Raw genomic sequence first — 12,217 nt, forward strand, 5'->3', positions numbered from 1 at the left:
GGTTGAGGCGAGACTAACAGGGACGTTTGTCGCAGCCGACCCGCCCGACAATGCAGACGCGGCGAGGGTATCCGCATAGCGGACAGACGGTGTTAAGCGAAGGCGCGGGTGGAGGGGCCGCGCCTTCGGCCCCTCCAATTGCCGTTCATTGTGGTAACAGAGAAATTCGGGGTATTTACGGCAATTTTTCCTGCACGGCGCTGACAGAGACCGGATAAAAAATGCCAGTCAGGTTTACGGCCATCGCCGCCCCTTTCTTCCACCTTTCCCGCCGCGTTTACTCTTGCTTCAATTCCCGCAGATGCTTGTACACCGTGGCGCGCCCCATCGACAGCACGTTGGCGATATAGTCCGCCGCGCTTTTGGCCTTGAACGCCCCCTGATGATAGAGATCGCTGACCAGCCGACGTTTCTGTTCGCGGCTCAGCGCGCCGAGCGCAGCGTTCTCGCGCCGCAGCCAGTCATGCAGGAAGGTATTGATCTTCTCTTGCCAGTCGTCTTTGAACAGCTGTTGCGGCTGCGGCTGCAATCGCGTGACCGACAGGAACATATCCAGCGCGTTGCGGGCGTCCTCGAACATCGCGGTGCTCAGGTTGATGCACAGCAGATAGCTGGGGTTGCCCTGCTCGTCGCGCGCGGCGATGCTCACCGAGCGCATCTTTTTGCCGTCCCAGTTCAGCTTTTCGTAGGGGCCGGTCACGTTGGCGCCGCCATCAAACGTGAAATCTTCCAGCCCCGCGTCGTCGCCCGGTTTGCGCTTCGACAGGTTGTTCGCCAGGTAAGCTATCTTGTTGGCGGCCAAATCGTGGATCACCACTTCCGCATTCGGGAAAAACAGGGCCGCGATGCCGTCGGCGACCGACCGCAACAGTTCAAGTTGAGAAGAAGAATTCGCCACGCTGGGGTGTCTCCGTATAGCCCGGTTTGGTTTGTTGTTCAGCCGCTTAGCATACCGCAGTTGCCGCCGCTTGCCGAGCGGATGGCGTTGGTTCCCCCCTCACTACCGGCTGCGCCGCAAGTGACCTTTTATCCCGACGGGGGGCATGATTGGCCATTGCCGGTCGCCGGCGAAATAACGCACGCCCCTTCAAAGTGGAAAAGGAAATAGGTTAACCACGCCGTTCACCTACCGTTTTTTATTTAAAAACCGCCCCCCTTGCCAATGACATTAATAACCGCACCACCGTTATTGAATTATTGCCTCAGGCCGTTGGTGAGTTGATTAGCAAACTCCCTTATGCAAGAAAAATCTCATACAAATCATCATGTTTTGCATAAAGCAAAGCGCCAATTCAGATTATTCCTAATTATTTATTTCAGACATCAGGAATAAATTTAACCTGCAGTACTGCAATAAGGATGCAGCTTAATTTGAGTTGTATAAGCAATTTAATTTAAAGGACTTTTATTATGAATTATGAATCCAAGGCGGACTGTTCCGCCAACAGCTACATTATTGAAATTTCAAGTTTTAAACTGCCGGCCTCACTCAGCCCTGAAGCGTTTGCCGTATTGGACAAGCGCGTTGAAGAGGAATTTATCTCGAACCAAAACGGGTTTATTTCGCGTGACTCGGGCATCAGCGTAGACAATGAGCCTCGCTGGGTGAACATTGTAAAATGGGAGACGCTGTTGGATGCGGATGAAAACATCTACCAATTTACGCAAGCTTCCGCGCCGGCGTCCGTCAAAGAATATCTGGCGAGTATCGGCGCTGAACCGGTGGAATTACAACGCTATCAGCATACCGGCGCCTAATGCGTATCGGATGACCACGCCACCGCGGCGCGGTCTTCTTTAAACGCTGATTCGCCAAACCAGAACGGGTGGCCGGCCGCTCGCGGTCACCCGTCCGTTTCAGGTGAACACGCTTTTCAGCCCACTCTTCTGCCGCAATACAGTAAAACAGCCCCGAATCATGCTTCTCGCTGCCAAGGCAAAACGCGGCGGCAGACGGCGTTTTAACAGGATTTTAACGCTGCCGAGGGGAAACGCCATTGTCAACATAGCAGTTAAATAAAATGAAACTTTTTGATCACATTCAAGCTTCTGAAAAATAGATATAAAGGGTTTTTATGCGTTTTATATGCATAAAGTATGCATGCGCCCGCTAACGACCGGCGAAAAGTAATTAACTATTCATTTACCGCCCTGCAGGCGGCGAAAAACCGTCCGCTGGCCCGATGAGCGGGGGGCTAACAACCGGCATAATTAGTGGTAAATTTAGCGGCGCAAAGTGTTATGCGCTTGCTAATCCACGGTTAAACGAAATAAATACCTCTAAAATATAAAGGTTGGTTATGGAAAAGCTATCCTACGCTTCAGACAGCAGCACCACCGCTTGGGCTACATATCTGCAACAAATCGATCGCGTCGCCCCTTACCTCGGCGACCTCTCACGCTGGGTTGATACGCTGCGTCACCCTAAACGCGCTTTGATTGTCGATATCCCGCTGCAGATGGACGATGGCACCATCCGTCACTTCGAAGGCTTCCGCGTACAGCACAACCTGTCGCGCGGGCCGGGTAAAGGCGGTATCCGCTTCCACCCTGACGTCGATCTGAACGAAGTGATGGCCCTGTCCGCCTGGATGACCATCAAGTGCGCCGCGGTCAACCTGCCGTACGGCGGTGCCAAGGGCGGCATCCGCGTCGATCCGTTCAAACTGTCTGAAGGTGAACTGGAGCGACTGACCCGCCGCTACACCAGCGAAATCGGCTTCATCATCGGGCCACAGAAAGACATTCCTGCGCCGGACGTCGGCACCAACGCCAAAGTGATGGCCTGGATGATGGATACCTACTCCATGAACCACGGCACCACCATCACCGGCGTGGTAACCGGTAAGCCAATCCACCTCGGCGGCTCCCTGGGCCGTGAGAAAGCGACTGGCCGCGGCGTGTTCGTCACCGGCAGCGAAGTGGCCAAGCGTCTGGGCGTGCAGATCGAAGGCGCCAAAGTGGCGGTGCAAGGCTTCGGTAACGTGGGCAGCGAAGCGGCTCGCCTGTTCGTCGGCGTCGGCGCTCGCGTCGTCACCATCCAGGACCACTCCGCAACCCTGTTCAACGCCAACGGCATCGATCTGGCCGCGCTGACCGAATACCAGGCCAAGCACAAGCAGATCGCCGGTTTCCCAGGCGCCAGCGAGATCGAAAGCGAAGCGTTCTGGTCGGTTGACATGGACATCCTGATCCCTGCGGCGCTGGAAGGCCAGATCACCCGTCAGCGCGCCGAAATCCTCAGTGCCAAGCTGGTGCTGGAAGGGGCTAACGGCCCAACCTTCCCAGAAGCGGACGACATTCTGCGTTCCCGTAACATCACCGTGGTTCCGGACGTTATCTGTAACGCCGGCGGCGTAACGGTCAGTTACTTCGAGTGGGTGCAGGACATGGCGAGTTACTTCTGGAGCGAGTCCGAGATCAACGAGCGTATGGACAAGATCATGACCGACGCGATGGTCCACGTCTGGAACAAGGCCGCAGAGAAAGAGTGCAGCCTGCGCACCGCCGCTTATATCGTGGCTTGCGAGCGCATCCTGACCGCACGTAAAGAGCGTGGCATCTACCCAGGTTGATGCCCGTTTCCCGGCCTGCCCCGGCAGGCCGGATTTTCCTCAGCGCAAACAGCGTTTCAACACCTTACCGGTACTGGTCATCGGCAAGCGTTCGACAAACTCGACGATACGCGGATACTTGAACGCCGCCAGCCTCTCCCGGCTCCAGGCGATCAGCGCCTCTTCCTCGATCGGCTCCTCCGTCTCTTTCAACACCACCACCGCTTTGATCTCTTCACCCAGCGAAGGATGCTCGACACCGATCACCGCCACCAACGACACCGCCGGATGGCGAATCAGCGCCTCTTCAATCTCGCGCGGATAGACGTTGAACCCGCCGCGAATGATCATGTCCTTGGCCCGATCGACGATGAAATAGAAGCCGTCGGCATCGCGGCGCGCCAGATCGCCGGTGCGGAACCAGCCGTTTTCCAGCACTTCCGCCGTCGCCTCAGGGCGGTTCAGATAGCCTTTCATGATGTTGTAGCCGCGCACCGCGATCTCTCCCACCTGATCGACACCGTCGATCGGTTGTCCGGTGACGTCGAGCAAGCGAATCTCCACGCCCCAGATCGGTTGGCCGATAGAGCCGGGTTTGGTCACGCGGTGCGGATGGTTAAAGGTGGCGACCGGGCTGGTTTCCGACAGCCCATACCCTTCGAGAATGTTGACGCCGAAGCGGCGCGAGAAATCCTCCAGGATCTGCACCGGCAGGCTGGCCCCGCCGGACACCGCCATACGCAGCGTGCTGCGCAGGCGCTCGATATCCGTATGCTCATCCAGCGCATTCAACAACGCCCAATACATGGTCGGCACGCCGGCAAAAAAGGTAATGCCGTGCCGCTGCATCAGCGCGATGGCCTGCGCGGCGTCGAAGCGTTCGACCAGCACCAGGGTGGCGGCGGCGGAAAATCCGGCATTCATCTGCACCGTCGAACCAAACGTGTGGAACAGCGGCAACGTCACCAGATGGCGATCGGGATCCGTTTCCGAGCCGTCGAACAGCCTCACCGATCCCAGCGCGTTAAGCACCAGGTTGGCGTGGGTCAACTCAGCCCCTTTGGCCCGGCCGGTGGTGCCGCTGGTATACAGCACCACCGCCGTGTCGCTTTCGAGCGTCGCGGCCGAAGCGAACTCGGTGGCCTGTGCGGCTATCGCCGTGCTGAAACGTTCGCCTTCGAGCGGCAGCCGATCGCCGATGATAAACACCTCACGGCATTGCTCCGCCTTCGCCGCCGCCCGCAGCGCCTCTTCCCCCAACGGCAGGCCGCTGCTGCCCTCGAAACAGAACAGCGCCACCGCCGCCGAGTCCGCCAGGTAATAGTCGAACTCTGCGCTCTTAAGCAGAATATTGAGCGGCACCACCACCGCGCCGCTTTTGAGAATGCCGTAATAGATAGCCGGAAACTCCGGCCGGTTTGTGCAGGCCAGCGCCACCCGTTCACCGGGCCGCACGCCGCGCGCGACCAACAAATTCGCCACCCGGTTGGCCATTTCATTCAGCGCCCGATAGCTGAGCAGTATATCGTCCTGTATCACCGCCGGCCGTTCCGGCCAGGTGCGCGCACTTTCTTCAAGCAAGGTAGCCAGATTCAGCATCGGGGATCCTCCCTGGGTTGAGCGGCGAGAAAGCGCCGCAGTATCACGAGTATAGATAGGCGCTTTACGGTTCGCATTCCCAGGGGCGCTGGGCTATACCTTAGGCATTCCCCCTCCTGCTGGAGTTGTGATCATGAGCAAGAAAAAAATCCTGATGCTGGTCGGCGACTACGCCGAAGATTACGAAACCATGGTGCCGTTTCAGGCATTGCAAATGCTTGGCCATTGGGTGGATGCCGTGTGCCCCGACAAAGCCGTCGGCGACTACATCCAGACCGCGATCCACGACTTTGACGGCGCGCAGACCTACAGCGAGAAACCCGGTCATCGTTTTACCCTGAACGCCGACTTTGCCGCCGCCAAAGAAGAACACTATGACGCGCTGTTGATCCCCGGCGGTCGGGCGCCCGAATACCTGCGCCTGAATCCCGACGTGATCGCGCTGGTGCAGGCGTTCGACGCCGCCAAAAAACCGATCGCTGCCGTTTGCCACGGCCCGCAGCTGCTGGCGGCGGCTGGGGTGTTGAAGGGCCGCACCTGCAGCGCCTACCCGGCTTGCGCCCCGGAGGTGCGGCTCGGCGGCGGCCACTATGCGGAGATCGGCATCGATCAGGCGCATGTCGACGGCAACCTGGTCACCGCCCCGGCCTGGCCGGCGCATCCGCAGTGGCTGGCGAAGTTCGCCGAGCTGCTGGAGCAGTAACCTGGCGCTAGCGCAATTGCTCGATAAGAAAATGGATGTCGTACAGCCAGCGTTTGGCGCGCGCCGAGCGCACCAGCATCGATACGCACAGCGGCCGGGTGTGTTCTTTACAGGCGGAGGGGGAAAACCAGCGCCCGGTATTGCTCGGCGGCTGGAAATACAGCTCGTGGTTGTAATTGCTGCTGTCGACGCCGAAGGTATCGAAGTAGCGGCGCATCAGCGTGTTGGAGTCGCTGAACGACAGGTTGAGCGCGGTGTTAATCTCGGTTTCCGGGGTGATGACCGCCCCCTTCTTCTGCCGCCCTGGTGCGTTGAATGCGGCGATAAGCGCGATGACCTGTTGCTGAATGTCTTCTGCCATGACGACCTCGAGCCGATATGAAGAAAAGGTGAATGCAATTATCTGTCTGACTCTGCCCGCCGCGGCGAGTTCGGGCCGCCGCGCGGGTTTTCCGTTTCTTTACACTTTCCATAAGTAAACCGCGCGCCGCCCAACTCGCGGCGTGCGCGGTCGACGATTAGCGGCTGAGCGCCGCCTTATCGGCGATGACGCCGTCCCCCTGCCGCTCGGCGGCAACCCCGCCGCCCAACACTTTATACAGGGTCGCCTGATTGTCGTACGCGGTCTGCTGTGCGGCGATCAGCGACTGCTGCGCCGTATACAGCGTGCGCTGCGCGTCCAGCAGCGTCAGGTAGCTGTCCACGCCCTGGCGGTAACGCAGTTCGGCCAAGCGATAATATTGCTGCGCCGCCGCCACATAGCCGGTCTGTGCCGCCAGCTGTTCCTGCAGCGTGGCTTTGCGCGCCAGCGCGTCGGCGGTTTCCTGAAATGCCGTCTGCACCGCTTTCTCATAGGTGGCGACATACAGGTCTTTCTGCGCCTGGGTGTAGTTGAGCTGAGCCGTGTTGTAGCCGCCGCTGAAGATCGGCAGGCTGATGCTCGGGGCGAACGACCAGACGCCGGCGCCGTGGCTGAACAGCGACGAGAGTTCACCGCTGCCCACGCCGCCGCTGGCGGTCAGGCTGATCGACGGGAAGAATGCCGCACGCGCCGAGCCGATGTTGGCATTGGCGGATTTGAGGTTATGCTCGGCCTGCAGCACATCCGGCCGCGTCAGCAGCACCTGCGAAGACACCCCGGCCGGCAGATTGCGCATGATTTCGCCGAGCGCATCGATACCGCCGGGCAGCAGGTTTTCCGGCACGCTTTGCCCCACCGCCAAATCCAGCGCGTTTTTCGCCTGCGCGGCGAGGGTGGCGTAGCTGGCGGCGTCCGAACGCGCCTGTTGATAAACGGTTTCCGCCGATGCCACGTCGACCAGCGACGAAATGCCGTGCTGTTGATTGTTGCGCGTCACGTCCAGCGAACGTTTGGCGCTTTCCATCGTCTGCTGCGCCACCGCCAGATTGCTGCGCTCGGCCGCCACCGCCACCCAGTCGGTGACGATATCGGCGATCAGCGTCAGACGGGTGCTTTTCGCCGCTTCCGAGTTGGCCAGATAGGTTTCGAACGCCGCCCGCGACAGGCTGGCGTTCTTGCCGAACAGATCCAGCTCGAACGCGCTGACGCCGCCCTGCGCTTCGTAGCTCTGGCTGATGGCGGTGGCATTGCCGTTGCCGCTCAGCGAACGCCCGCGGCTGCCGTCGGCGGTGGCGTTGATCGTCGGGAACAGCGCCGAGCGCTGCTCACCGTACAGGGCGCGCGCCGAGGCGATATTGGCGATCGCCTCACGCAGATCGCGGCTGCTGTTCAGCCCCATCGCCACCACCTGCCGCAGCCTGGCGTCCTGCACATAGTCGCGCCAGGCGACGTCCGGGTAGCTCAACGCCTGCTTGCCGGCGGCCTCGCCCTGCGGCAGGTTGGCGGGCACCGGCGCCGCCGGGCGCTGGTAGTGCGGATCCAGCGACAGACACCCGCTCAGCAGCAGCGGTAAAGTTAACATCATGACTCGTTGCAACACGTTATTCTCCTGCCTGCGACGGCGAGTTGGCGGGCCGACGGGTAAACATGCGGCGCACCAACACATAAAACAGCGGTACGAAAAAGATCGCCAAGGCGGTGGCGGTGATCGTGCCGCCGATAATGCCGGTGCCGATGGCAATTCGGCTGTTGGCGCCGGCGCCGCTGGATACCGCCAGCGGCAGCACCCCGGCGGTGAACGCCAGCGAGGTCATCAGGATCGGCCGCAGGCGCATGCGCGCCGCGTGGACCGCCGCGCCAATCAGCGTTTCCCCCCGCTGGTGCATCTCCTCGGCGAACTCGACGATCAAAATGGCATTCTTTGCCGACAGCCCGATGATGGTGAGCAGCGCCACCTGGAAGTAGATGTCGTTTTCCAGCCCGCGCAGCGTGATCGCCAGCAGTGAGCCCACCACGCCCATCGGCACCACCAACATCACCGCGAATGGAATCGACCAGCTCTCATACAGCGCCGCCAGGCACAGGAACACCACGATGAGCGAAATGGCGTACAGCGACGACGCCTGGCCGCTGGTCAGCCGTTCCTGATAGGACAGCCCGCTCCAGGAGTAGCTGCTGCCGGCGGAGTATTTCGCCGCCAGTTTCTCCATCTCGCTCATTGCCGTACCGGAACTGACACCGGCGGCGCCCTGCCCGGTGATCTCGAACGACGACAGCCCGTTATAGCGCGACAGGTTTTCCGGGCCGTAGATCCAGTGCGAAGACGCAAAGGCGGAGAACGGCGTCATGCTGCTGTCGCCCGCCGCGTTGGTGCCGCGCACAAACCATTTGTCGAGATCTTCCGGCTTGGCGCGGTACTCTACGTCGCCCTGCATATAGACCTTTTTCACTCGGTTGCGGTCGATAAAGTCGTTGATGTAGGTGCTGCCGAACGCGCTGCTGAGGGTGCTGTTGACGTCCGCGGCGCTCAGACCGAGCGCCTGCAGCTTGCCGTTGTCGATCTCCACCTGCAGCTGCGGGGTGTCCGGCAAGGTGTTGGCGCGCACTGCCAGCAATGCCGGATTGTTGCCGGCGGCGGCGACGATCTGGTCGCGCATCGCCTGCAGCTCGGCGCGGGTGGTCGCCCCTTTGGCCTGCAGCTCGAAGGTAAAGCCGTCGGACTGGCCAAAGCCGTCGATCGCCGGCGGGCTCATGGAGAAGACCTGGGCGTCGCGCAGCGAGGCGAAGTGCGCCATGGCGCGTTTGGCGATGGCGTCGGCGGTGTTTTCGCTGCCGCTGCGTTGGCTCCAGTCCTTGAGGCTGACGAACGCCATGCCGGCGTTTTGCCCGCTGCCGCTGAAGCCGAAACCGTTGATGGTGAAAATGGTGCTGACGTTGGCCTTTTCCTGGTCGAGGAAATAGGCGGTCACCGCCTCGCTCACCGCCGAGGTGCGCGCGTTGGTGGCACCGGCCGGTAAGGTGTACTGCACCATCACCGTGCCCTGATCCTCGTTGGGCAGAAAGCCGGTCGGCAAGCGTAGATACATCACGGCCGCGGCAATCAACAGCAGGCCGTACAGCAGCAGATAACGCGTCGGCCGGTGGATCACTGCGCCGACTTTGTCGGCGTACTTCTCCTGCAGCCGGTCATAGCCGCGGTTGAATTTGCCCAGCAAGCCTTTGTCGGTCTGCGCATCGTGCGCCGGTTTCAGCAACGTGGCGCACAAGGCCGGCGCCAGCGTCAACGCCAGCACCACCGACAACACCATCGAGGAGACGACGGTGATCGAGAATTGACGGTAGATCACCCCGGTGGAGCCGCCGAAGAACGCCATCGGCAGAAACACCGCCGACAGCACCAGCGCGATGCCGACCAGCGCGCCGGTGATTTCGCGCATCGATTTCTCCGTCGCCTCGCGCGGCGGCAGCTTATCCTCCCGCATCACGCGTTCGACGTTTTCCACCACCACGATGGCATCGTCCACCAATAGCCCGATCGCCAACACCATGCCGAACAGCGTCAGGGTATTGATCGAATAGCCGAACGCCGCCAACACGCCGAAGGTGCCCAGCAACACCACCGGCACGGTGATGGTCGGGATCAGCGTGGTGCGCAGGTTTTGCAGGAACACGAACATCACCACCACCACTAACGCCACCGCTTCAAACAGCGTTTTCACCACCTCTTCGATCGAGATGTTGATGAAGTCGGTGCTGTCTTTCGGGTAGGCCACCTTGTAGCCCTGCGGCATGGCGCTTTGGTATTCCGCCACCTTTGCCTTTACCAGCTTGGCGGTGCTCAGGGCGTTGGCGCCCGCCGCCAGCTTGACCGCGATCCCCGCCGCCGGGTGGCCGTTGAGGTGCGCGCTGGCGGAGTAGTCTTCGTTGCCCAGCTCAACCCGTGCCACGTCGCCCAGCCGCACCAGCGCCCCGCTGCTGTCGCTTTTCAGGATGATATTGCGGAACTGTTCCGGCGTTTGCAGCCGCGACTGCGCCTTCACCGTGGCGGTCAGCTGCTGGTCGGCGGCGGCCGGCAGATCGCCTATCTTGCCGGCGGACACCTGGGTGTTTTGCGCCTCGATCGCCGTCTGCACGTCGGAAGGCATCAGCGAAAAGCTCGCCAGTTTGGTCGGATCCAGCCAGATGCGCATCGCGTATTCCGAGCCGAACACCTGCACGTCCCCGACGCCCTCGATGCGCGACAGCGGATCCTGCAGGTTGCTGACCAGATAGTCGGAGATATCGGCCATCGTCGCCTTGTCGCTTTCGTCATACAGCCCGACGATCAGCAGAAAGCTGCTCTGGGATTTTTTGACCGTCACGCCCTGCGCGGTAACGGCGCTCGGCAGACGACTTTCCGCCTGCTGCACCTTGTTTTGCACCTGCACCTGAGCGATATCCGGATCGGTGCCCTGCTCAAAGGTGACGTTGATGCTGACCGAGCCGCTGGCGCTGCTGGTCGACGAGAAATACAGCAGGCCGTCCAGGCCGGTGAGCTGCTGCTCAATCACCTGGGTGACGCTGTTTTCCAGCGTTTCCGCGTCCGCGCCCGGGTAGGTGGCGGAGATGGCGATCTGCGGCGGTGAGACGTCCGGGTACTGCGAGACGGGCAATGAATTGATCGACATCAGACCGCACAGCATGATGATGATGGCGATCACCCAGGCGAATACCGGACGCCGGATAAAGAACTGCGCCATATCATTGCTCCCCGCGTTGGGTTTTGTCGACCGAGACGTCTACCGGCTTCACCGCGGCGCCGATCGTCACCTTGCTGGTGCCTTCGACGATCAGGCGATCGCCGTCGTTCAGCCCGCTGTCGATCAGCCAGTTGCTGCCCACCACCCGTTCGGCGCTGACGGTGCGTTGCGCCACTTTGTTTTGCTCGTTTACCACCAACGCGGTGGCTTCCCCTTTGGCGTTGCGGGTGATGCCCTGCTGCGGCGCCAGGATGGCTTTGGGATCGACGCCGTTATCCACCGTGGCGTGGACGTACATGCCGGGTAACAGCTCATGTTCGGGGTTGGGGAACACCGCGCGCAGCGTGACCGAACCGGTGGCCTCATCCACCGCCACCTCGCTCAACTCCAGCTTGCCGGCGTGGGCATAAGGCGTGCCGTCCTCCAGCTTGATGGCGACCGGCGTGACCGCACCGCGCTGCAAAGCGGCCTGCTGACGGCGCAGTTTAAGCAACTGGGCGCTGGACTGGGTCAGATCGACATAGATCGGATCCAACGCACGGATGGTGGCCAACGCATCAGTCTGGCCGGCGGTGACCAGCGCGCCCGGCGTCACCGACGAAATGCCGATGCGGCCGGCGATCGGCGCCCGCACCTGGGTATAGGCGAGATTGATGCGCGCCGTTTCCAGCGCCGCCTGATACTGCGCCACCGACGCCACGGCCTGCAGATACGCGGCTTTGGCGTCGTCTGCGTCCTGTTTGGAAACGCCGTTCTCTTTCACCAGCGCCGCATAGCGCTGCGATTTGAGCCGGGTGGATTGCACCGTGGCCTGAGCGTTTTTCAGCTGGGCGGCGGCCTGATCGTAGCTGGCCTGATAGCTGGCGGGGTCAATTTGATACAAGACCTGCCCGGCTTTCACCTCGGCCCCTTCGGTAAACAGCCGCTGCTTGATGATGCCGTCGACCTGCGGCCGCACGTCGGAGGTCATGGTGGCGTTAACCCGGCCGGTCAACTCGCTGCTCAGGGTTACAGACTGGCCGCGCAGCGTGACGACGCCGACCTCCCGTTCACCGCCTGCGCCCGTCGGCGCGCCGGCGTTTTGCCCATCGCAGGCGGCCAGCGACAGCGAAAGCCCCAGCGCCAAAAGCGTTTTCCTCTGCATTGCAATACGATCCTATTGAGAATGACTATTCTCAATATATCGAATGCCGGAATGCGCTTCTGAAAGGGTTGCGTAAGGATTGCGTAAAATCTTTTCGAAGCGGTAAACGGTGGCGCA

General features: G+C 61.0%; 9 protein-coding genes. 3 read left to right on the forward strand and 6 right to left on the reverse strand.

Annotated elements, in window-relative coordinates; translation table 11 throughout:
* Positions 1 to 277: 277 nt before the first annotated feature.
* Complete coding sequence (locus ACUTQY_RS00005; protein WP_042784528.1) at positions 278 to 898, reverse strand: helix-turn-helix transcriptional regulator; 621 nt, start codon at positions 896 to 898, stop codon at positions 278 to 280.
* Positions 899 to 1,410: 512 nt separating this feature from the next.
* Here ACUTQY_RS00005 and ACUTQY_RS00010 point away from each other — a divergent pair.
* Positions 1,411 to 1,758, forward strand: coding sequence for an antibiotic biosynthesis monooxygenase family protein (locus tag ACUTQY_RS00010; RefSeq protein ID WP_033643118.1), 348 nt, complete (start codon positions 1,411 to 1,413; stop codon positions 1,756 to 1,758).
* 542 nt (positions 1,759 to 2,300) lie between these two features.
* Complete coding sequence (locus ACUTQY_RS00015) at positions 2,301 to 3,575, forward strand: Glu/Leu/Phe/Val family dehydrogenase (RefSeq protein ID WP_033643119.1); 1,275 nt, start codon at positions 2,301 to 2,303, stop codon at positions 3,573 to 3,575.
* Positions 3,576 to 3,614: 39 nt separating this feature from the next.
* Here the strand turns inward: ACUTQY_RS00015 and ACUTQY_RS00020 are convergent, their stop codons facing one another.
* Positions 3,615 to 5,153 carry a long-chain-fatty-acid--CoA ligase gene (locus tag ACUTQY_RS00020; protein ID WP_089197069.1) on the reverse strand — a complete coding sequence of 513 codons (1,539 nt, stop codon included), beginning with the start codon at positions 5,151 to 5,153 and terminating at the stop codon, positions 3,615 to 3,617.
* Between the two features lie 133 nt (positions 5,154 to 5,286).
* Between ACUTQY_RS00020 and ACUTQY_RS00025 the strand changes: the two genes are divergently transcribed.
* Positions 5,287 to 5,856, forward strand: coding sequence for a DJ-1/PfpI family protein (locus tag ACUTQY_RS00025; RefSeq protein WP_033643121.1), 570 nt, complete (start codon positions 5,287 to 5,289; stop codon positions 5,854 to 5,856).
* A 7-nt stretch (positions 5,857 to 5,863) separates the two neighbouring features.
* Here the strand turns inward: ACUTQY_RS00025 and ACUTQY_RS00030 are convergent, their stop codons facing one another.
* The 4 genes from ACUTQY_RS00030 to ACUTQY_RS00045 all read right to left on the reverse strand — a co-directional run bounded on the left by ACUTQY_RS00030 (position 5,864) and on the right by ACUTQY_RS00045 (position 12,100).
* Positions 5,864 to 6,217, reverse strand: a complete 354-nt coding sequence (locus ACUTQY_RS00030) for a DUF1493 family protein (protein WP_033643122.1) — start codon at positions 6,215 to 6,217, stop codon at positions 5,864 to 5,866.
* A gap of 157 nt (positions 6,218 to 6,374) precedes the next feature.
* Positions 6,375 to 7,817: an efflux transporter outer membrane subunit gene (locus ACUTQY_RS00035; protein WP_033643123.1), complete on the reverse strand. Its 1,443-nt coding sequence runs from the start codon at positions 7,815 to 7,817 to the stop codon at positions 6,375 to 6,377.
* 1 nt (position 7,818) lies between these two features.
* On the reverse strand, positions 7,819 to 10,956 hold the full coding sequence (locus tag ACUTQY_RS00040) for an efflux RND transporter permease subunit (RefSeq protein WP_046687068.1): 3,138 nt from the start codon (positions 10,954 to 10,956) through the stop codon (positions 7,819 to 7,821).
* 1 nt (position 10,957) lies between these two features.
* Complete coding sequence (locus ACUTQY_RS00045; RefSeq protein ID WP_047575160.1) at positions 10,958 to 12,100, reverse strand: efflux RND transporter periplasmic adaptor subunit; 1,143 nt, start codon at positions 12,098 to 12,100, stop codon at positions 10,958 to 10,960.
* Positions 12,101 to 12,217: the final 117 nt, after the last annotated feature.

Source organism: Serratia sp. TSA_130.1, from assembly GCF_052691795.1.

Bases quoted from the DNA above. Each gene is read 5' to 3' on its own strand.
- ACUTQY_RS00010 (WP_033643118.1), top strand. From the start codon at position 1,411: ATGAATTATGAATCCAAGGCGGACTGTTCCGCCAACAGCTACATTATT.
- ACUTQY_RS00015 (WP_033643119.1), top strand. From the start codon at position 2,301: ATGGAAAAGCTATCCTACGCTTCAGACAGCAGCACCACCGCTTGGGCT.
- ACUTQY_RS00020 (WP_089197069.1), bottom strand. From the start codon at position 5,153: ATGCTGAATCTGGCTACCTTGCTTGAAGAAAGTGCGCGCACCTGGCCG.
- ACUTQY_RS00025 (WP_033643121.1), top strand. From the start codon at position 5,287: ATGAGCAAGAAAAAAATCCTGATGCTGGTCGGCGACTACGCCGAAGAT.
- ACUTQY_RS00030 (WP_033643122.1), bottom strand. From the start codon at position 6,217: ATGGCAGAAGACATTCAGCAACAGGTCATCGCGCTTATCGCCGCATTC.
- ACUTQY_RS00040 (WP_046687068.1), bottom strand. From the start codon at position 10,956: ATGGCGCAGTTCTTTATCCGGCGTCCGGTATTCGCCTGGGTGATCGCC.
- ACUTQY_RS00045 (WP_047575160.1), bottom strand. From the start codon at position 12,100: ATGCAGAGGAAAACGCTTTTGGCGCTGGGGCTTTCGCTGTCGCTGGCC.